Below are 20,159 nucleotides of genomic sequence, written 5' to 3' on the forward strand. Positions count from 1 at the left end.
CCGCCGCGGCTACCTAGAACGACGTTCCCCGAAGAAACGCCGCTGAACGCGCCAGCAATAGTATCGGCAAGAGAGCCGTCTACGTAGAGCAGAAGATCGCTTCCAGACCTTTCAAAATAAAGGTGATAGGTCCGCCCAACAGTTGGCAGCCAGTTCAAGTCAATATTTGTCGATTCCAGCCGACGGACTACGAGCTGACCGGAGTTATCCCAGAACCCCAAAATCAAATTGGACTGCCCGCCGACACTGAGAATTTGACCAAATGTATCTGCGGAACCCAAAGTGAATTTGAACGCCAGGCTCTCTCCGTCTTCGCCCCACGTCGTGCGTGTATCAATCTCTCCGCTAACTCCATCGAGCCAAACTCCGCCAGCCCTCGCGCGGGCGTTGAGGTCGCTCGTGAGGTCGGCTACAGCACTGGCAGAGGCAAACGAGGAGAGCCCACCGGTGACGGTGTCCGGGAGGATCACGCCAGCCCCGCTCATGTCTACCTCATCGGCAAAGGTCCAAGTCTCGCCCTCTAGAGCGTTTACCCATGAGCTTGCTGAGAAATCCGGCCCAATCGCTTCCGGATCATCGAACAGAAATTTGATCGCCCCTTCGGACATGGTGCCGAGGGTGGTCCGCATACCGGACGCTGTGATGTCGTCCAGGAGAGTCTCGGCGAAGGGGGTTACGGTGAACTCCAGTTTCTCCGCATTGACAGTGCCGTCTGTGATGTCGCCGCCGTCAATGCGGACGGTTTGGGCGGGGAGAATCATCGGCGTCACCGCCAATGCTACCAGTAAAATTTGTCTTAGTTTTGTCATTACGAGTTAACCGGTTGGCGGATCAAATTGACGGTTAGGAAGCCTCCCGAAGTGGTGGAGCCTACTTGCGTGCATACGAGAGTGATGACCTCACCAATAGCGAGAGAAACGCCCGAAGAAAGGACGGTCTGCGCGTGAGAGGAACCAGCGGCAAGCGTGACGCTCTCTCCCGTAGTCACCCCGTCTTTGTAGACGTCAAAAGTAAGGTCTGCCCCAACAGGCGGTTTCTGCGCGGAAAGCTGGACAGCGAGAATAGACTCCGCAACCGGGGCCGTCCAAGAGCCAACGACATCGGCAACCGCAAGATCCCCAAACCACGCGAAGAGCGCGGAGGCGCGAAGGCTGGCTTGCTGGGCAAACGTGGAGTTGGCAACCGCAAGGGTGATATAGTTCGTAATCGGATCGACGGTGGTCGCCAGCCCTACCCCGTCTTCCTCAAACTCGATCTTCCCGTATTGGACAGTGATCGGCTCGCCTGTAGTGAGGTAAACCTCCAAGGCCATCCAGTATTTGCCTTTGCCTAAATTGGTAGCACCCTCAGCGAAGAAAAAGGTGAGGTGTTGCGCGGTCCCTGCGTCCCAATCCGCCTGTGATGGATTGGCTGTAATCGATGTGATCGTCTGTTGCATCAAGGCGGGATCTGCCGGTGAGGGAGCGCCGCCTCCTGTTGCAAGATCCTTGATCGTAAGAATCGACGAGGCGATGTTTCCCCCGTCTACGATGGCTGCGTTTTCCTGTAGCAGAAAATCAAAGCGGATGGCGTTGCCCGGAATGAGCTTTGGCGTATCCTCCGTTGCGACGTCTATCCAGCGATCCCGCTCATCGACGCTAACTACGCTTCGAATCCGTAATGATGAAAGTTGCTCAGGCATGGATGAAAACGGGCTTAGGTCTGAATTGCTGCACGCCCAGCCGAAGCGACGATGAAGCGAAAGGACTGAATGGTAGAGACGCCTTCCTCGCGTCCTTGGTAACGTTGTAGCGCGGCGGTATCGAGATAGACGGTGAGACGGGGATCGCCATCGGTAAGGATGCGGAGGGTTTTGGTCTGCCGCTCGGTTCCCTCGAACTGCTTGTCCATGCGAAGGATAAAATCCTGAGCAGTGCCTTCATCAGGCCACTCTCTTTCAATCGTAAAAGAGAAGTCCCGGAGAGCGTTGCCACGCGGAAAGATTGACGGATGGTCCGCTCGCGTCTGCGGTTCCACGTCGACAACGCGTTGAATATCGTTCGAGAGGTCCCGAACGGCTTCGCCCTCTTCGGGGGCGAGAAGAATACTACCCCAAAGAATCCGCACATTAGGAGGAGGTTTCGATTACGGCGACAGGACCCGCGCGACCGTTTGTGATCGTGCGGGTGGAGCGGAAGTTGAACGTGCCTGCGAGGTGAGGGGCGGTGCCTAAGCGGTTGGCCAGATCGAGGGGGATAGCCCGCTTGAGTGTGACCTTGGGTGCGCCCGATCCTCCGTCCATGACGAGGTCACGGCCAAAAGCGCGGCCCATCTTTGTGCCCCTGGCTACCCCCGTTCCCTGCATTTTGCCAAACTCGAGGAGGTTGGCATGCGAGAGGTTGACGGGAATAAGCGTCGCGCTCGCGCGAAGATCGGTCACGCGCATGTCGATGGTGCCGCCTTTGTCGGTCTTCACGGGCTCAAGGGAGAGGTCGAAGGTAACGTCTACGCCGTCTTCCGTCTCGATGTCGTTAAAGGGGGAGGCTCCCCAGGCGACCGAATACGGGACGTGAATGAGTGCCTCCTCGTTGAAACTGGTATCGGTGAAAGCGGTATCGCTGAGAGCGACGATGGAATTCGCCGCGCTGAGTTCTGTCGCATTTCCTTTAAGGGCAGTAAGCGTAAGACTGCCGATAAGGTCCTTCTCTACGCCCAAGCCCAGCGGCGGGGGCGTAGTGATCGCGCCCCGGGCGTAGGTGTAGCGTTTCCCCTCGGTCATACTCTGGATGACGATCGGTTTATCCACATCGCCAAAGATGCGGGAGCCGATCGCAGCGGAGAGACAGGAATAATAGATAAGGTTGTGAGCATCCACCCACTGAGCGGGCATGACGGTGATCTCCGCCATCACGTCAAGGAGCGTATCATCGATGGTGCCAAAGCCGCGAACGCTGTGATCGCGCGTCTCCTTGGTAACGGAGACCTCAATATCTTCTTCAGTGTAGATCGAGATGCCGTCAAAGCCCACATAAGCGGGACCGGCGATAACAGTAGATGCGTCGGTGCTCATAATCTACTAAGAGGCGGATTCGGAAGTTTTGACGGCAACGCGGACGCGCCCGGCATAAACTCCCGTGGCGGTGAAGGCGTGCACGCCCTGTTTGTAAAAGACCGTGCGGCCGGTCGACGGATGGCGGTAAGGCTTCTTGACTGCGGTGGCTTTCGCGCGGTCAAAAGTGAGTTCGACAGGTTCATTACGAGTGGGCGAAGGAGTGGTCTTTTTCTTGGGCATGGCTAGGCGGTTGGTTTGATAGTGATGTCGGTCCTGAGTTGGACCGTGTAGAGATAAAGACCGTCGGTCCGGATCGAGAGATCCAGAGGGTCATCAACGATGCGGAAGAGGCTCGAAAGATCCGGACCCCAGCTCCAATGATGAAGGGCAAAAAGAACGGCTTCGGAGAGATCGAGACCGTTGAGTGTGCCGTTGTATTGAACCGGATTGGCAAAGATTGTGACGACCAGTTCCTTCGCAAAGCGGGGGAGCGAGAGGTTCTTCTTGCCGTCGGAGGAATCCGAGAAACTAAGGAGGAGGGCAAGCCCTGGGGCCTGAAGCATCTCCTGATCAATCAAACCGAAAGCGTCTGGCGTCGTCTCCCGAAAGATAGGCACCGTGGACCCGTCGGGGAGAGTCGGTTCACCGTCGTCAGGATCTCCATCGCGCAAACCGGACACTTGGTCCAGAAGACGGACTTTGATATCAGAGAGAAGGGTTGAGAGCATGACAAGGGGCCGTTAGTTCTTCACCTTCGCAAGGATGCGTTGAAAGCGTTTGCGCGTCTCGCGCTCCTCGCGGAGCTGTTGATCCCTGGCGATCATCTCCGAGCGGAACTTCAGGGCGTCCTCAGTTTGGCGGCGGCCGTGCGAGCCCCCTGCCCAGGCAGAGCGGTTTACGATGCGGATGAAACCACGCTTGGAGGATTGATCGGCCTTGTCTTCAATCGTCCCCGCATCTGCATGACGCTGTATCCATGCCGCCGCCGGTTTACCTGTGAGCTTGTTGAGCGATTGCGCCCAGCCGCCCTTCGCTTCGCCGACTTTCGCTTCTTTGGCCCGTTTTGTGGCGTTGTATCCACGCATATCAAAGGTGGCTAAACCTTTTTCGCGGGCAGTCTTCGGCACCCTGCCCCGACGGCGCTCTCTTTCCACCAAAGAAGGAGAGAAATCGACGATGTCCTTAATCGGGAAACGACGATCTTCAAGAGCGTTAATGAGCGCCTCTTCGTTCCTTTTCCGTATCAGATCCTTCATTACAGAAGAGCGGAAATCTTGCGGCTTGAGCAAGCGCACCGCGTAGAACATGCCGAGCCGGATCGCCGCACTCCCCTGCCCTTTCTTCGACGGAGGAGTGATCTTGATCAACGCGCGAACCAGACGCCCACCTTGGTCATAAAGACCTTGGCGAACGGACACTTTCCGATCTTCCAGGTAAGCGCGGGTAGCATCCTGGAATGCGGGAAGATTGCTCTTTACGGTTGCGTCAATCATTAGCGGGGACTGACCGATCCTTTAATCGTGAGGAGGAGAGAGCCTGGGTTGTCGTCGGGCTCCGTCACTCGCAGTTTGTGATACGGCAGCGTGATGGTTTCGCCGGTCTTCGGGTAGCCTTTGGCAAATGCGGCCTGATCGCGGGGGACGTGAAGCGTGCTCTCCGATCCGCCGCTATTGCGGGCAAAGGGCCCCATCTGCGTAACAAGAGGCTCTTTTTGCAGCATGGCGCGAAAGGTCTTTGCCTTGCTGCTATCCGTGGGCTTCCAAGAACACTCGTCGCCATTCAACTGAATGATCTGCGCGAGCTGCTCGGCGCGGGCCGCTTTGTCCGGACCATCCACTAGGGCGGGGGACTACTTGCCCTTTTTTGGTGGAGCGGGTGGTTTCTTGCCACCCTCGGGAGGCGTGGGACTCTGAGGAGGTTCCGGGTTTGTCGGAACGTCTCCGCCTTCAGAATTCTCTCCGCCTTCAGGAGGCTTGCCACCCCCGGAATTGCCTCCGGTAGCAGGATCTTTGCCTTCACCCGGGTCGGTTTCCGTCTCCGGCTCTTTCGCTATCGGGCGGCGGCTCGGAGGTAGCTTGGGCGCCGCGACTGCAGCAAGGATCGCTTTTGTATCCAAGCCCGCCTCTTCCGCTGCAGCGAGAAGCGCGTCGCGCTCCCGCAGAAGGAGAGCAATTGCCGGGATGCGCCTCGAGAGTTTTTTGAGGCGCGTAGCCTGAACCTTTGCCCGTTGCACCCCGCGAAGTTCGTTCTTTGGCGTATGAGGCGCGTATTTATCTTTTTTGTTTTCGTTTTCAGCCATGACAAAATCAGTTGGAAGGGTTGAGAAAGAAACGGGCGGCCAGAGAAACCCTTTAGAAAATCTGACCGCCCGCGATAGGGAGTGGGAATGAGTGAGAAAAAAACCGCTAACGATCAGCCGTTGGTGAAGATCCCAACGAGCGGAACGCGATCTGCCGTGCTAACTCCGAGAGCCCAATTGGCCGCATCCGCCAACTCGGCATTAGTTGGACCAGCGTCGTCTGAAAGCTCACCAGTCCACTTCATGCCATCCGGATGGATGATTTGACGAGTGCGGTCATAGATCCCGGTAACGTTTTTTTCCTTGTCCATGCTACGCTGGAGCGAGGCCACGTCGATTACGTCCAGACCCTGAGGCTTGGCACCGTAGCCAAAAGAACCAGGGGCAAGAATATAAGTGTCGTAGACGCTACCGGAGGTCTGCCCCGGACGGGCAAGACGCCGGTCGGTAATGATCTGCAATTCTCGGAACATTGTGATCGTCAGACTACCACGTGAAACGTAATGAAAATCGTTTTCATCAAGCTTGCGGAGCGCGGCGATTATGTTGCTGTGGGCGTAGAGAATACCCCCTTGAAGGGAATCTCCCAGATCGCCCATCACAGCGACCGCATCGGTGATGAGGTCGGAATCGATCAGCTCTGGAGTTCCGCCCACGGCATCTTCATCAAACGCACCTACTGCATTCGCAGAGAGAGCGCCTCCTGAACCTTCCGAGATGATTCCACGAAGGATGTTCATCAACGTGGTCTGGTTGCGGAAGCGGCGGTTGGTTGCCAGCTGGCTAAGGATGTTAGCCACTGGGTCTTGAGTGCGGCCCGGCGTGTTGCTGATCGCTGTGGCAAGAGCTTCAACGCCCCAACCTTTCTCGCGATTCATGATCGCTGCAATGTTCATGATGTCGCCATGAGCGCCAAGGCTGATCGTTCCTCCCTGGTTGGTCTCCGCATCCTCGGAGAGGTCACGGTAACCGGGGACGTTGATCGTCAACCCACCGCCCGAAGCGGCCTGGTCGAGAAGATCGTTTTGAACGAAAACGGGAGAGCCGATAAGGGAGGGATCGGTGCGGACTCTTTCGTTAAGCCCCTGAACCCATACTTGAGGCTCCCACAAGTCGGAAATGGTAGTAGCTGCCATGATATTTGGTTTTGAGTGTTAGGTGATGGAGTGTGGATAGTGGTTAAAGATAGCGGGCCCTAGGCGTCCTTCTTTTCGGGAGCGGGTGCAGGCAAGCCCTTGGCTTGCGCCTCAAGCGTTGCGGCAAGGGTTGGATTCTCCTTTTTGAGGCGAATCTGCTCCGTGAGATTGACCGAACCTTCCGCGAAAGGATTTACGGTGGGAACTCCCGAACCGGCAGTGCCGGTGTTCAAGCCTCCGGTAAAGCCCGAATCCTTGAGGTCGTCATACTTCTTCTGAAGATCCTCCTTCTCGGTGTTTGCGGTCTTGAGCTGCTCCTCAAGAGCAGTCTTTTCGGTCTTCAGCGTGTCGCGTTCCTCGGTGATCGCCTTGAGGTTCTCGGCTTCATCCTGAGCCTTGAGCTTCTTCTCGATCTCCTCGATGGAGTCTTTGGGGTTGTTAGCGTGGAGGAGGAGAGCGCGGGACAACCGGGCCTCGTCATCGCCAAACTTCTTCTTCAGTTGTTCGATCATGTCGGTTTGATTTTGGTTGGTGTTGCCCGCGCTCGGCGCGGAGAAGTTTTCGAGGGCTGGGATCAGCCGCGAAAGTGCATCAACGCCCTTTGAGCGTTTCTTGCCAAAGAAAGAGGAGAGTTGAGCGAAGAGACCGGAGTTCGCGGCGGGGTCAGAGACGAAGGCAGCCGCCCGAAGATCCGTCACGCGGAAGGCGGGCATCCCCTCGTAGCGAAGCTCAACGTCCTCGGGCTTCTGCGAATACTCCGTGCCGTCGAGTGCGACAAAGACCGCATATCCCCAAGGCTCAATCGAAAGCCCGAAAAGGTCTGGCGTCTTCTCTGCCATCTCAAGAAGGAGCGAAGCCTCCGAGCTATGATCCCGGAGAAAAGTCTCGTAGAAAGAAAAACGTCCGGAGATGAGTGCCGCTTCACCATCAATGCTCCCTTTCGAGATGCTCTCGAACCAGCCAGGCATCTCCATGAGCCGGTCGATCTCAAGCCACCACTCTTCAAAATTGTCGTGGCAGATTTTTGCCTGCAACTTACCGCCGTTCTCAACGATCACTTCGAGAGCCGTTTCAATCGTGCGCTCGTCGATATAAAACCCATGACCCTTCGCGTCGCGCCCGGAAGTCAAGAGAGCGACATCACTCATTTGCCCAGCTTCCCGATCAACGGAAAACCGCCGCACCGGCGAGGAAAAGTGAAGTGAAGATTTTTCAGGCATGTTTACTAAGGAACCCCAATCGGAAGTTTTAATTTTCTTCTGGATCGATTGGGGGTTCTTCGGGCTCTTCTGGGGGTTCGGTTGGCACCGCCGCCGCATTCTTCATCTCCTCTGGCAAGAGCCCCCGCAGCAGATACAACTCCGGGACCTCGATCCCATCCTCGTCAGCATCCTCGGGAATCTTGCCGGTCGCCTTCATCAGGCTGATATACGTCGCCCGACGTTTCGCAAAAATCTCTTCCGGGGAATAGCCTAGCTCCTCCCAAATGTCTTCAACCCCTACCTCTCCGGTCTTCAACCGCGTCTCATTGGCCTTCGCGGTTTTCTCATCGTCGAGGACTTGAGGCTCTCTCCAGCGAAACTCCCACAAATCGGTCTGACCGGTCGGATGCGGGGGAACGTCACTTTCTTTAGTCGCCTTCGCCAGACGCCAGCCAATGAGACGATCTAAGAAGTTCTCCTTCGCAAAGTTTTGATAACGGCGGCGGCGGCCAATCCAGAGCGTTCCCAGGCCCTTATATCCCGAATACGAAACATCCCCAACGCCCGAGAACCAAAGCTCAACCGGAAGCCCAATCGGACAAGAAATTTGATGAAGCAGGATAAAGATCAGCTCCTTGTAATCTTCGGCCCTATACTCCGACATCAATTGATGAAGCTTTTCGCCCGGCTCCAAACCAATGAAAGTGCCGTTAGTCAGTTTAATCGTTATCGGCTCGTCAGTATCGCGATCAGCGGGGGAATTCTCGTCTTCAGCCGCGGCGTTCGATTCGTCGGGAAGCTCGCTTTGTTTATCCATCCAGTCAGCCGCGCCGTCTTTCTCGATGGCTCCGCTAATCTGGTTGGCATCCTTGATCTGCTTGGTTTTGGACCGGCAAATTTCGTAAAGATCACGAGCCGGTCGAAGAGATGCCAAAAGCCAAGGCAGACCACGGCCCATCAATACCCGATCTTTCCGCCAAACATGGATGACAAAACGGGCGGGGATCTCCACCGGCTCGGAGAAATCAACAAGTCCATAACCGTTGAGCTTGCCGAACAGATAGGCAATCGGCGTTCCTGAACGATTGTAAACAACCCCGTTCATCTCGTATTCGCCATTTTCGCGCGGAGCGTATTGACCAGCGATAGACCGGGAGCCGCAAAGCTCGGACGTGATCAATTGAATCTTCCCATTCGGGCGGAGAACCGCAAAAATTTCTCCTGCGATCAGCATCTCCCGCCAAAGAATCTCCTTCACCGTGTGGAGACTATCCCGCTCTGGAGTGACCATATTCCCCCAAAGCCGAATGAAGCGATCCACCGTTGAGTTGAAATCAGCATCGGGAGTCCGTTGACGAACCTCCGGGCGACCGATAGCGCCGGGAAACTCTTCAACCAGACCTGCTAAAAAAGCATTGTTGCGAACTTCCGAGCGGAAGCGCCCAATCGTTGTTGATCGGATCGACGGTGCAAAATGGTAATCCTCGAACCCCCGGATCGGCTGGCCGAAATCGGCCTCGTTCGTTGTCGCCGAAGCATCATAGACCGCGCCCAGCTCAATGGTTTTGCGGGGAGATTTGTTCAGAGGCGCAACCATCATTCCATCGAAGTTTTGGTCTGCGCGATCCCCGAACGACGGCTAGTCCCGTTAAGCCGATTCTCCAGCCGAAGAATATCATCCCTCAAATCCCGCTTACGCTTGAGCGCCCGGTTATAGGAAATTTCGGTTACAGAAGACCCGCCAATTGACCAAGAGCCCCCGTTTTTTTCGTGCCGGTCTATTGTTGCCTCAACCCGGGCCAACTCAGTACGCAGACGAATAAGCCGCTGACCAATAGTTTCCTTTTCGACAGCCATCGAAAAGGGGCGGAAACGGAAGTTTTAACAACCAGACATCTCAATCAGCCCACATAAGCCTTCCGGCGTGCCGAATAAAACGCACTCCAAGTCCTAACCCCTATAACCCGCCCAAACACCGAAACAGCAATCCGGTTGGCCCGATCTCCCTGGCGAATGACATACTCTACGGAAGCATACCCCGGACGCGTCACCCGCTCCACCATAAGCAACTCCCCCTCCATCGGAGGATAGTCTCTGGGAGGTCCAGCCATTCTATTCGCAGCCTGCACCACCTGCGACCGTCGACCCATCCGCGAACACCGTTCACGAATAGCCTTCTGCTTCCTCTGTCGGAAACTTTGCAAAGTTAGGATATCAACTTGTTCTGCAAAGGAAATGAATGACATCACCACAGTGGAAGGAATCGGCAAAAAGTTTCGTGAGTATGTGTCTACCCTCGATCTTCCACAATACTATAAGACCTTCCACACTACACCCCAACATGACGGATCGCCACATATCGAAAGTGAAGGAAATGAATTCCATTTTGTGGTTACTGAGCGGGGTGAAGAATTCCAACGCATAAGGTCTTTTGATCCCAATGAAATCCTCTACCTTCTTCTGAGTGGCGTTACTCACTACGCAGCTACGCAGCATGAACTAAAGAACAGAATTGAAGGAAAGGATTGTCGGGAGATATTCTTTCCTCACCAAGAGCAGCTTCTCCATCAAATGAATCCGACATGGGGAGAAAGAAAAAAGAAGGAGCATGAAGTTATCTTATCGAAGCACCCTCTACGAAATGAAACCTAGGAGCAGAACAAGGCGGTGGTGGCAACGCCGCTAGCGCGCCGTCGCCACACCTTAGCGTTCGAGAAGAGAAAAATGAAATCGAGCAAGGTATTGATTCCGTGTGATTGAAGTGAATACAACTGCTTGGAAAGAATACCAGCAGGATGGAACAGAGTTTCTCACAGAGGCACCAAGGCACAGAGAGAAACAAGCTCTGTGTGCTCCGTGCCTCCGTGAGAGAATGGCATTTGGGATCTGCCTCTCAGCTTAGGGTCTTTGCATCTTGGCGTGAGCCCTCCCCACTCCGACTCGAACAAAACGGCATAGGCAACCCGATGAACGTCTCCGTGAAATCGACAACCCATAGAACGCTGGACCTCTCAGGCCGGGCCGCCTAGCCTCTACGATAGACCGAAGGAATGGAAATCGAAACAATCATATGGGGCGTGTTTCCGTTAGTCTTGTGCGTTGCCTTCACATTTTGGAGTATCCAATTATCTCGAAAGCGAATAAGGGTTTGGAAGATAATCCTTTCAGCTTTGGTTCTGCTGTCTTTGACCTTTTCCGGGTTGATTCTCGTCAATATGATTCGGGGTGCGTGGCCTACGTTTATCCCGCATATAGTGATCGGAACCGTCTTCGTCGTGCTATGTCTGCAGCAGCTTTTTACTTCACTGAAAAATCGAGGGTCTATCCAGGCGAGGTAGTCAACCCGAGTTTCACGCCCGGCCTTGTGCTTGAGTCCTCAGGCTCGGTTGCCTACTCTTTACGATATGGGGAGAAAGAAGAACCGAAACCACGGATGACAGATGGGCACGGATAAGAGAAGAAGAAGGGAATGAAGCCGATCTATCCGCGTAAACCGTGATATCTGTGGTCAGAAAAAGAATGGAATGACGGTAATGAACTCGTTCGGTATATCCCGACTAACCGGGCACATTCGGTGGCCATATCCAGCCGGCGTAGGCAACCCGTTGAACGCGCCCGTGAAATCGACAACCCATAGAACGCTGGACCTCTCAGGCCGGGTCGCCTAGCCTCTACGTTGGAAAACAAAATAATGAAATCCTCTTCTAACCCAAAAACTGAAGATAGAGAAACTCCATCTTCAGAAAATGAACTCTCTGAAGTGAACTTATCCGCTCCTTGGGGCACGGTTAATGGATGTCAAAATATTGCAAGAGTCTCGAGGATAGATGCGAAAGAATTTGTCGAAACTAGATCCAAGGTGCATGAGACCTACATAATCGAAAATGAAAAAACGAAAAGAATGTGCCTTTGGATTGCCTGTATTTCCTTTATTTCAAGCTGTTTGGTTTTGATCTTTGGTCCTGAAGGAAAAGAAGTAATGACCTATCTTTTAGGAGCATCATTGATGATTATTTCAGCTGGAGCCGTGGGCTATAAAAGAGTATGGGGAAAGACTGAAAAATTTGAATTCGGTGCCAGTAATTTTGAAGAAAAAACCAATTCCAACAAGGCGGCAGAGAGGAATGCCGAGTAGCTCCGCTCCTCAGCATCCCTCACCTTCCCGTTCTGCAAAAGAAAATGATATCACTCCAAGAAGAGATTTCCGACATTTTCTCCGTTTTGCACGATGGGCACATTGAGAGTTCAGAACGAAATGAAGACACCCTTTCTTTTTCGGTTTCCATAATGTATCTCACCGAACGAATTGAAGGTTCCAACATGATACACGTCGCACTCTTTGGTTATCGCAACTCCGAGTTTATAGCGTGGATGAAAGATGGAAATAGTAAGACCATCTCGGACTACTCCTTGACTGACTTAGACATTCTTTCTGGAAAAGTAGAAGAAGGGAGAATCAGGGCTGATTTCAGCAATCATTCCTCTGATTCAGAGTACTGTGGAGGCACCCTTTATTTTGAATGCGATTCATATGCCATTGAGGCCCCCGAAGGAAAGTCGATAACTCTTCACGCCATCAAAGAAGTTGCCGCAAAGTATTGGGGTGATTTCGGTAAAAAGTAGGCAGAACAAAACGGCGTAGGCAACCCGATGTTATCGCCCGTGAAATCGACAACCCATAGAACGCTGGACCTCTCGGGTCGGGTCGCCTAGCCTCGACGTTATGCCTGCATTTCGTAAGCGATCCCGCGCACGTATTTCCACGGGTCACCTATGGCTTCGCGGCGTTCGTAATGCTTTACAAAGCGAATCTTGCCCGCAGTGGTCGGCGTGGCACGACAAGTAATCTTCCAGAGTCGCCGCTTAAGGTAGCGCCGAACGGGGAAGGCATAACAAGTCGCGGCACGAGAACCGCTCTTAATAGCTTCAGTGTTCATCGGTCGTCTTAGGGTTCGCGGTCTGTGCGCTTTGATCGTTAGATGAAATAACTTCCACTTCTTCCCGCCACGGGAATGGCCTCTTGATCGGCTCGTGCCGAAAGATCAATTCTTCGGTCTCTTTTACATACACCTTACCTTCCCACCAAAAAGTCTCCCCACATGGAATTTCCGAAAAAGGCATTTTGTCCATTCTCGCAGGCAGCCAATGATATCGAATGTATCGAACCAATCGAGATAGCCAACTTCTTCGAGGCAGCGGCGATTGAGAATCAGGCGGGGTTTTCATGGTCTTTTTTTTTGTTAAAAATGGCGGTTAATTTCTACGTTACTTCTCAACTTGAATACTTCTTTTCGTCTTTATCTTCCTTCGGCGGGCGGATTGCCTTTGCTGTAGCGTTCTGAATAACGCCAAGATATACACCTCATCGTCAAACTTGTGGTTGGGACCGACAGCGTAAAACTCGTGATCAGGAAGCCCCAAGCGTCTCTTTTTGCGGGGGCGCCTCTTTTCATTCAAAATCTCGCGATAGTAGTTTTTCTGGTCCTCGATTTCCTCTCCAGTTGGATCGGCCCCTAGCCGATAACTCCACCAATTCTGAATGTCGCCATTGATCCGCTTCTCAATCTCGACCTTGAACGCATACAGCGAGATATCCAACTTGGGGACCATGATGTTCGCCTTCTGCTTCGTATCTCCCATATAGACGTTGGCTTTGGTTACTTTCGTAAGGGTTTTCGCAACTTCAAAACCTTCTGCTCCGATCCAGTTCATATGAACACGATGATAGATCGCCTCAAGCGTCTCAGCACGCCGATCCTCAAAGTTGATATCCCCAATCACCCAGGACGTCCCAAAATGAGAGTAATCGTCCTGAACAGCTTGCAAATCACTCCAACTAGCCGCTAGCCCATCGTCGATCTTGTAGGATTCACCTGTCCATTGAAAAGCTCGACACACCCACGGAAGACCCCACGTCTGCACATCGAAACCAATGATGACCACATCGGCCTTCCACCCCTCAGGAAGAGCGCCTCGTTCGTAATCCTTTTCCAATGCCGCGCATTTATCCACGGAGAGATCAGCGACATTATCCACCCAGACCATACCCATCCGTGCGTTCCAAAAGTCCTGCCGGTCGACATAGAAACCGTCTGAACGGGCCTGAAGAAAATCACGAGCCAACCTACCCAACGAGTGCGCCTTCAATACGCCATCGAGACCAATGTTTTGATAACTCCGGTAACCAGGAGAGGCTTTCCGGGTTGGCCTCCACTCACCTTGCCGAACGACTTCCAAACGGACCTCATCATCCCACAGTTCACCTGTCTCCGGGCATTTATACCTTGCAGTGTTCATCACGCCTTCAAGATCCCATTCGCCATCTTCCTGCTTACACTCTTGATCCCATACCACGTTCGCCCACTCCATCGCGTGCCGCTCTTTCGCACCAGGAAACGAGACAAACCAGCGACGAAGATCGCCTTTAAGAACCTCTTTCCACTCAAGGGACTTCTCCCTCCTTGGAGTCGTCGAGTAGTAGTGCTTGCGACGATTCTCAAAAGACTCCGTCCGGTGCATAGACTGTTCGACTATCGCCGCTTCATCTTCGGTTGCGGGTCGCCACTTTCCAACCTCATTTCCAAACACGCGAACCACGGTCTCACCGCTGACCTGAGCATCCGAGTTTGCCCCAAAAACCGTCAAAGCAGCTCCGGGGAACAACATCATCCCATCTCCGTAGTGATGCCGATTGCGGGGCTTTCGGGAACGCAAACACTGGTTCCCCTCAACCAAGGGATGCCACTCTTTCTTGATAAAACCGCGACCCTTATCCATCGTTGAATCGATTAGAAGCGCGGGCCCTGGGTCGCCAGCGACACCGTAAGCCATCCCCACTTTCAACAAAAACGTCTTCCCGAATCGAGTGGGAGCAACATACCAAACCGTCTCAACTGCAGGATCACCGAGACAGTCGATAATCTCCTTCAAAAACGGTCTACGATCAAAGGAAACGGGTCCAGGAGTCGTTTCATTTGCACCCGATGGCAGAACTATAGATCGCTCAATAAACTGCGAAGGCGTTTCAAAGTTATGCGGACGGAAGAAATTTGCTGAAAAATCAAAGACAGACAAGCCGCCCCGAACGCCTGAATGAAGGTTACTAATCATTGGCTTTCTCAAACTGTGGACGGACCGACTTTAGCCGATCAGTAGTCTTTTCCAAGATCGCCTGAATCGCCTTCTCAATCACCGCTTTCGCCAATCCTGGGTTTTCCGGGTTAGCTTCTACCGCGATCGCACTAGGCAAAGTTAGCAGTTCGGACCGATGAGGCTGAAATACGTTCCCTACGACATCGAGGACTCGATCCAAGTCCAACAGCATCCCAGACTTTTCCTGAATCGCCAACCATTGAAGCCGCTGTTCACCCGCAACCTTGGCAGACTTGTTCCAAAGATCCAACGATTGGGTCAACCGATGGACGCTCCCTTGCTCTGCAGCTTGCTGATATAGCCTGTGCGCAATCAACGGGATTTCTTCCGCGTGACCAAGGATTACATCTTCGAACTCCTTACCTTCGGCCCCCGCCTTAATTTCTTCGAAGTTGATGATTACTCCGGGCGCCGTCACACCTACGGACCCGTTCAAAATTGCAGGGTGATGTTTCCGAGCCCACTCGTCAGCCTGATCCAAAGAAGAGAAGGCAGGCATGTTCTTCTTCGATTTCAATTTTGAGACCATTGCCGGGCTGACTCCCCAATGTTTCGCCAGCTCTTTGCCTTGAATCATTCTTGAGACAGCCTCTCCGCTTGCTCCGTCCGCAGTCGCAACAAAGTCCCGATCAACCTTATTCACAGTTAACCCCCCTCTGTAAATTTTTCACATAAAAAAACGTAAGAATGAGCGGGAACTTCCAAATACCACCTCCCTGGAAAGGACCCGCAAATAACTCTTCAGAATTCGAGCGAACCCAAAGCCTTCTGACATCAAGTAGTTCTTCAAAGTTCCTTGCCGTCACGCCAACACAGCCAGAGAACACTAACGGGTTAAATAGAAAACCCCGTTTTGTGACAGTGTGACAGAAATACCATAAACCTATAAACGCACTCGCATACATGAAAGGTCGTCTCCCCGCTGTCACGCTGTCACAACCCAGTATCTCTCGAAGACGATAACGGTTTTTAGCTGTCACAAATTCTAGGGTTGCTGTCACAATCACAACTCAACCTCCTTTTGCTCAAACGGTTTATCACTCGCTTTCTTTCTAAGAATCCAATTGCGAGAACCTGTCCCGCCTTCGCGTTCGTAGTATACTCGGCCTTGAAACTCTTCCTGCTTGGAGAGCTTCGTTAGAATCGTTCCGATCACACTAGCCGCCCACAGGTTGTCCTTTTCGGATCGACTCAGCTTCTCTGAATTCGCTAGAACGCTCTTCAGTTTTTCTGCACCGCCCTTCCATTCCGACACCGATTCAAAAATTCCACGTTCGATCAGCTCCCACAAATAGGCGGATTGTGACAGCGAATTTAATCCTCTCATCAAAGAAGGATGATGCCAAAAGCGAACGCCAAAACGCCCCTTGTTCTTCTCAGCAATCTCGTGGTCGAGCGCCCACTGGATAAAATACGGCAGTTCATAGACGAGCAGTTTCCAATAGGCTTCGCGTTCCGCTCGCGTTTTAGAGGGTAGAGGCTGTGGCTGACGGTATCCCTTTAAGATCATTAGCTTGTCCCGGATATCGTCATTGACATCCGGAAGGATCTTCAGGCGGTCTGGCTCATCGTTCAGCAGGATCATCAATCGCCAGGTAGGGCGTAGTGTGAACCCGTCCTTCTGCATAGCCCTTATCCGCTGATCCAAATCCGCAACCATCACTTTGATCTCTGCTCCAAACGCTTGGCGGGCAGCGTAAGTGGTGTTTGCGTTCTCGTCATCGATCGACAACAAAGGAGCCGTAAAAAGGTCGGCGTTGTGGGTCTCGGCCTTAATCATGTAGCGATACGGTTTCGCAACCCGGTTCCCAACAGAGGATTGGACCAAGAGCTTTAGCAGAGACTTTCCGCAATCCGCTTCTCCAGCTAACGCCATCGCCAAACCCTGAGAGTGCTTACCCTCATAAATCGACTCAAGGAAGTGCGCCCACCAAGAAACGAATCGGTCTCGCTGATCACAATCCGGGTCAGATTCTTCGTCGTTCGGATCATTCTTGTGAAGAAGTAGATTACCTAACAGCATCCCGACTGTTGGAAAACCGTGACAGCCGCCAAAATAATCATCGTTATCCGAGTGATGCAGAATGCTGGCCACGCACTTGCGCAAAGTTTCGCGATCAGCGAATGCAAAAAGCCTGTTGACCTTCTTCTCCCATTCGAGACGCCAGCCATCAGCCGCTTTCAACGGTTCAATCAACTCAGGGTCCTTAGTCACTAGGACCGTATGACCAGAGATCGAGTGAACGCCCCTTTTCCAACCGGCTAAGTCGATAGCCATATCGACACGATTCCCAAACTCGATTTCTGCCAACTTAGCGTCTAGAGGTGAAAGCAACTCTCCTTTGTCGGGGTGTGGGTCAAAGCCCCGGCCCTTCAATAGCCGCCTCATTCCAGGCTCATTCGTCGACACATAACGGCCAGTCTCCTCATGGAGAAGCCAATAGCGGCGGGACGATCCATCCTCGAAAAAGTACTCTTCCTTGGCGGGGGCCGTCAGGTCGTCTGTTAAGCTCAAACCGTTACCTCCTCGTTGACCAACCCAAGATCGTAAACCGCTTGGATCATCTCTTCACGGCTCGGCGACTTCGCCCGATAGTAATCATTAAAATCCTTGCCCCACGGCCCCTTCAGAATACGCACCTCCACCTTTGCTCCGTATATTTCAAGTCTCTCGCGGAACGATGGATTCTTTTGGCGGATGCCATACCAACTTTTCCCCGCTTCATCCGAGTCTCCAACCATAAACACCCCTCGATTCTTCAACCCTCGGGCATAGTGATCCATAAACGCCGAAACTCCCTGCACTCCCCGTATTCCAAAAATCGCCACAGAGAACGGAAGATCCGGGATTTCATCAAAAAGACCCAGAGCGCCCCAAAACGTCAGCGCATCCCACTGCCCCTCCGTTAAGATCCACAGATCCGCCTTCCAAGGGTTTCCCAACACGAACGGGACCGGCGGGCACCATTGATCGCCCTCGCGAATACCCTCGCCATCAGCGGCCGCCAACAACGCCCTCTGATACACCGTCCGCACCACCTTCGGACGATGCGGGAAAAAAGTCCAACCCTTGCGCCCCTCGTCTCCGCCATCCTTCGGAGGGACAAAAAACTGTTGGTGGTATCCAAAAAAGTGACGGCTAACATCCTTCAACACCACTTCAACGGGGAAAGCCACAAAACGCTTACCCCTTCCTTGCTCTCCAAACTGATCAACCGGAAACCGCAACCATCCCGCCTCCGCTGCAAACCCTGCCCAATCAAAAGGCCAACCCCGCTTCTTTGCCAGCTTCGCAAGCCGCTCTTCTCCAGGCTCAGAAGCCTCCTGCCAACGCGAACGAACACAATCCGGACAATCCATCAACAAAGCAGCCCCCAACCTCCGCAGATCGGCTTCCCGCTTCTTTCTGCGTGCGACCATCTCCTCTCTCTCCTTGCGCTGTTTCTGTAGCCTCCATTCTCGCTTCTCAGCAGCCGTCAACGTCCTCTTCTCACGGGACGCCTCCCAAGCTCCCGCACCCATCACCCGATCGACAATACACTTCGCCACCTCAGCCTTCGACCACTCTGGACGGCACTTCTCGACAAACGTCCAGGAATTGCCTCCCTCACCAGTCCCGAAATCTTTCCACAACCGCAAATCCTTCGAAATGGAAAATCCCGGCTTCTTCCCGTCCTCTCGAAACGGGGATTCCAGCACCCCATCACGAGTCGGGACCGACCTCCCAAACCCAAACGCCGCCGCCAAGTCCCAGACATCGGCCAACGTGACCCGCTCCAGAGCCTCTGAGACGACATCACTCATGCCAACCGCAAAGGCATCACCACGCACTCGGAACACTCGTCAGTTCTAATCACCATCGGGCTCAATTCACCCTGAAGCCGGAGTTTAACCGTCTCCGCCTCCGACCCGGCCAACACATCAATCAGAAAAGCCGGATTGAACGCGATCCGCAGCTCCCCGCCTTCCCATTCTATTGGGAGAAAATCCTCGACCTTGCCAAAGTAGGCCCCGCCCGCAGAAACCGTTAGACGGTTCTCCGCGAACGACAAACACACCTTCTGGTGATCCGGATCACACATTAAAGCCTCTCTCTCCAAAATCTCTTGAAACGCCTTTCGAGCCACTTCGACGACATGATCCAATGCTCCGGGATGCGCTTCCTTCCAATCGGGATAGCGCGCTTCGATCAACCGTCCTCCAATGACGACCGAACCCAAAAGCCCAGCATTCTCCAGCTTCTCTCCCACAGTCAGTTTCACCACTGTCCGCCGGTCATCCCAACACATAGATAGAGATTCCTCTTCATCACAGAGGCCTTCTATCACATCGATCATCTTGGTCATAAGAACGATCCCACGATCAGCATTCACTTCAATCGGAAAGTTCCGGCCACTCACTGCCAGCCTTCTGCCATCCGTAGCCACAAGACGGATACAGCTCCCCGCCGTCTCGAGCTTCACACCACAAAGAACATAGCGGCCCTCATCCCTTGACTGGGCGTAGGCTACCGCCCGAATTCTATCTCTCAGCTCTCCCTGATTTTCCGAAATTTCACTATCAGATTCAACGTTCGCAAACGGCGGAAACTCATCCGGGTCGATCGTCTTGAGCGTAAATCGAGCCGACCCAGCTACCATTTCAATCTCAGATTCACTAGCCTTCTTAAACTCAAGACTGTCATCTCCCAACTTGGCGACGACAGCCGCCATCTTTTTCACCGGCAGACACACCTTCCCCGGCTTTCTTACCCTTGCCTCAACCTTCGCCGTAACGTCGAGGTCAAGATCCGTAGCACGCAGCCTCAACACACCCTCGACAGCGTCCATCAAAACCATCTTCAAAACCGGCATCGTCGGGCGACCACTCACCGCCTTGCCGACTACCTTCAACGCAGCCTCCAATGCCTGCTTCTCAACCGTAAATTCTACCATCATCCTGCCTTTCGTTCTCTTTGTTTTTTGGGCACCCGAGGCTCAACTGGATTGCGCAACAGCGCCTTTATCTCCTCTCGGTGCGTGTGAAATGCACGTGGGGTGATCCCGCACAAAGCCGCCGCCTGATTGTGCGTTTTCCCCCCTAAATATTCCGGCGCGCTTTCGGCGAGAAGAGCGACCAAGCGATTCAACATCACCTTTCCCGGCGGCGTTCGACGCGAAATTCTACCCGGACTCAAATAGGTAAAAAGCTGCTTCAAAAACTCTCGGAACCTCTCGTCACTATCACAAAACAGATCCGCCTGTTCCTCCTTTCTCTGCAGCGCCTCCAAAGGCGTATCCCCCTCATCTCGCTCATTCCAACCGATCGGATAGCGGCCTCTATTGATATTCCTAGCCATC

At 53.3% G+C, this 20,159-nt stretch carries 24 protein-coding genes; 4 read left to right on the top strand and 20 right to left on the bottom strand.

Annotated features, from left to right (window positions below):
• The 13 genes from AAGJ81_08105 to AAGJ81_08165 all read right to left on the bottom strand — a co-directional run.
• On the bottom strand, positions 1 to 809 hold an 809-nt coding region (locus tag AAGJ81_08105), incomplete at its 3' end, for a hypothetical protein (GenBank protein MEM0966093.1).
• On the bottom strand, positions 809 to 1,681 hold the full coding sequence (locus tag AAGJ81_08110; protein MEM0966094.1) for a hypothetical protein: 873 nt from the start codon (positions 1,679 to 1,681) through the stop codon (positions 809 to 811). The genes AAGJ81_08110 and AAGJ81_08105, both read right to left, overlap by 1 nt.
• 14 nt (positions 1,682 to 1,695) lie before the next feature.
• Positions 1,696 to 2,106, bottom strand: a complete 411-nt coding sequence (locus AAGJ81_08115) for a hypothetical protein (GenBank protein MEM0966095.1) — start codon at positions 2,104 to 2,106, stop codon at positions 1,696 to 1,698.
• 1 nt (position 2,107) lies between these two features.
• Positions 2,108 to 3,049: a hypothetical protein gene (locus tag AAGJ81_08120; protein MEM0966096.1), complete on the bottom strand. Its 942-nt coding sequence runs from the start codon at positions 3,047 to 3,049 to the stop codon at positions 2,108 to 2,110.
• A 6-nt stretch (positions 3,050 to 3,055) separates the two neighbouring features.
• Positions 3,056 to 3,271: a hypothetical protein gene (locus tag AAGJ81_08125; protein ID MEM0966097.1), complete on the bottom strand. Its 216-nt coding sequence runs from the start codon at positions 3,269 to 3,271 to the stop codon at positions 3,056 to 3,058.
• A 2-nt stretch (positions 3,272 to 3,273) separates the two neighbouring features.
• The gene (locus tag AAGJ81_08130) at positions 3,274 to 3,759 is read right to left on the bottom strand and encodes a hypothetical protein (protein ID MEM0966098.1); all 486 of its coding nucleotides are present in this window, start codon (positions 3,757 to 3,759) and stop codon (positions 3,274 to 3,276) included.
• A gap of 12 nt (positions 3,760 to 3,771) precedes the next feature.
• Positions 3,772 to 4,524 carry a hypothetical protein gene (locus AAGJ81_08135; GenBank protein ID MEM0966099.1) on the bottom strand — a complete coding sequence of 251 codons (753 nt, stop codon included), beginning with the start codon at positions 4,522 to 4,524 and terminating at the stop codon, positions 3,772 to 3,774.
• The gene (locus AAGJ81_08140; GenBank protein MEM0966100.1) at positions 4,524 to 4,868 is read right to left on the bottom strand and encodes a hypothetical protein; all 345 of its coding nucleotides are present in this window, start codon (positions 4,866 to 4,868) and stop codon (positions 4,524 to 4,526) included. Before AAGJ81_08140 ends, AAGJ81_08135 begins: the two co-directional genes overlap by 1 nt.
• A 12-nt stretch (positions 4,869 to 4,880) precedes the next feature.
• On the bottom strand, positions 4,881 to 5,330 hold the full coding sequence (locus AAGJ81_08145) for a hypothetical protein (GenBank protein MEM0966101.1): 450 nt from the start codon (positions 5,328 to 5,330) through the stop codon (positions 4,881 to 4,883).
• Between the two features lie 113 nt (positions 5,331 to 5,443).
• Positions 5,444 to 6,466, bottom strand: coding sequence for a hypothetical protein (locus AAGJ81_08150; GenBank protein ID MEM0966102.1), 1,023 nt, complete (start codon positions 6,464 to 6,466; stop codon positions 5,444 to 5,446).
• Positions 6,467 to 6,525: 59 nt separating this feature from the next.
• The gene (locus AAGJ81_08155) at positions 6,526 to 7,686 is read right to left on the bottom strand and encodes a hypothetical protein (GenBank protein MEM0966103.1); all 1,161 of its coding nucleotides are present in this window, start codon (positions 7,684 to 7,686) and stop codon (positions 6,526 to 6,528) included.
• A gap of 28 nt (positions 7,687 to 7,714) precedes the next feature.
• Entirely contained in the window at positions 7,715 to 9,268 is a 1,554-nt protein-coding gene (locus tag AAGJ81_08160; protein ID MEM0966104.1) for a phage portal protein, read from the bottom strand.
• A gap of 301 nt (positions 9,269 to 9,569) precedes the next feature.
• Positions 9,570 to 9,779, bottom strand: a complete 210-nt coding sequence (locus AAGJ81_08165; GenBank protein MEM0966105.1) for a hypothetical protein — start codon at positions 9,777 to 9,779, stop codon at positions 9,570 to 9,572.
• A gap of 124 nt (positions 9,780 to 9,903) precedes the next feature.
• On the opposite strand from AAGJ81_08165, the gene AAGJ81_08170 reads away from it, so the two are divergent.
• The 4 genes from AAGJ81_08170 (at position 9,904) to AAGJ81_08185 (ending at position 12,291) form a co-directional block, all read left to right on the top strand.
• Positions 9,904 to 10,320: an Imm63 family immunity protein gene (locus tag AAGJ81_08170; protein ID MEM0966106.1), complete on the top strand. Its 417-nt coding sequence runs from the start codon at positions 9,904 to 9,906 to the stop codon at positions 10,318 to 10,320.
• Between the two features lie 418 nt (positions 10,321 to 10,738).
• The gene (locus tag AAGJ81_08175) at positions 10,739 to 11,122 is read left to right on the top strand and encodes a hypothetical protein (GenBank protein MEM0966107.1); all 384 of its coding nucleotides are present in this window, start codon (positions 10,739 to 10,741) and stop codon (positions 11,120 to 11,122) included.
• A gap of 237 nt (positions 11,123 to 11,359) precedes the next feature.
• Entirely contained in the window at positions 11,360 to 11,803 is a 444-nt protein-coding gene (locus AAGJ81_08180; protein MEM0966108.1) for a hypothetical protein, read from the top strand.
• A gap of 44 nt (positions 11,804 to 11,847) precedes the next feature.
• On the top strand, positions 11,848 to 12,291 hold the full coding sequence (locus AAGJ81_08185; protein MEM0966109.1) for a hypothetical protein: 444 nt from the start codon (positions 11,848 to 11,850) through the stop codon (positions 12,289 to 12,291).
• A gap of 98 nt (positions 12,292 to 12,389) precedes the next feature.
• Here AAGJ81_08185 and AAGJ81_08190 read toward each other — a convergent pair whose 3' ends face one another.
• The 7 genes from AAGJ81_08190 to AAGJ81_08220 all read right to left on the bottom strand — a co-directional run bounded on the left by AAGJ81_08190 (position 12,390) and on the right by AAGJ81_08220 (position 20,158).
• Positions 12,390 to 12,605, bottom strand: a complete 216-nt coding sequence (locus AAGJ81_08190; GenBank protein MEM0966110.1) for a hypothetical protein — start codon at positions 12,603 to 12,605, stop codon at positions 12,390 to 12,392.
• Positions 12,606 to 12,933: 328 nt separating this feature from the next.
• Positions 12,934 to 14,778: a terminase gpA endonuclease subunit gene (locus AAGJ81_08195; protein ID MEM0966111.1), complete on the bottom strand. Its 1,845-nt coding sequence runs from the start codon at positions 14,776 to 14,778 to the stop codon at positions 12,934 to 12,936.
• Entirely contained in the window at positions 14,771 to 15,463 is a 693-nt protein-coding gene (locus AAGJ81_08200) for a hypothetical protein (protein ID MEM0966112.1), read from the bottom strand. The genes AAGJ81_08195 and AAGJ81_08200 overlap by 8 nt, the downstream gene beginning before the upstream one ends.
• A gap of 360 nt (positions 15,464 to 15,823) precedes the next feature.
• Positions 15,824 to 17,335 (bottom strand): hypothetical protein, encoded by a 1,512-nt coding sequence (locus AAGJ81_08205; protein ID MEM0966113.1) that lies wholly within the window; start codon positions 17,333 to 17,335, stop codon positions 15,824 to 15,826.
• Entirely contained in the window at positions 17,332 to 18,660 is a 1,329-nt protein-coding gene (locus AAGJ81_08210; protein ID MEM0966114.1) for a hypothetical protein, read from the bottom strand. Before AAGJ81_08210 ends, AAGJ81_08205 begins: the two co-directional genes overlap by 4 nt.
• The gene (dnaN, locus tag AAGJ81_08215; protein ID MEM0966115.1) at positions 18,621 to 19,757 is read right to left on the bottom strand and encodes a DNA polymerase III subunit beta; all 1,137 of its coding nucleotides are present in this window, start codon (positions 19,755 to 19,757) and stop codon (positions 18,621 to 18,623) included. Before dnaN ends, AAGJ81_08210 begins: the two co-directional genes overlap by 40 nt.
• On the bottom strand, positions 19,754 to 20,158 hold the full coding sequence (locus tag AAGJ81_08220; GenBank protein ID MEM0966116.1) for a hypothetical protein: 405 nt from the start codon (positions 20,156 to 20,158) through the stop codon (positions 19,754 to 19,756). Before AAGJ81_08220 ends, dnaN begins: the two co-directional genes overlap by 4 nt.
• Between the last annotated feature and the right edge of the window lies 1 nt (position 20,159).

The sequence above is a fragment of the Verrucomicrobiota bacterium genome, from assembly GCA_038744685.1.
Lineage (GTDB): Bacteria > Verrucomicrobiota > Verrucomicrobiia > Opitutales > Puniceicoccaceae > Puniceicoccus.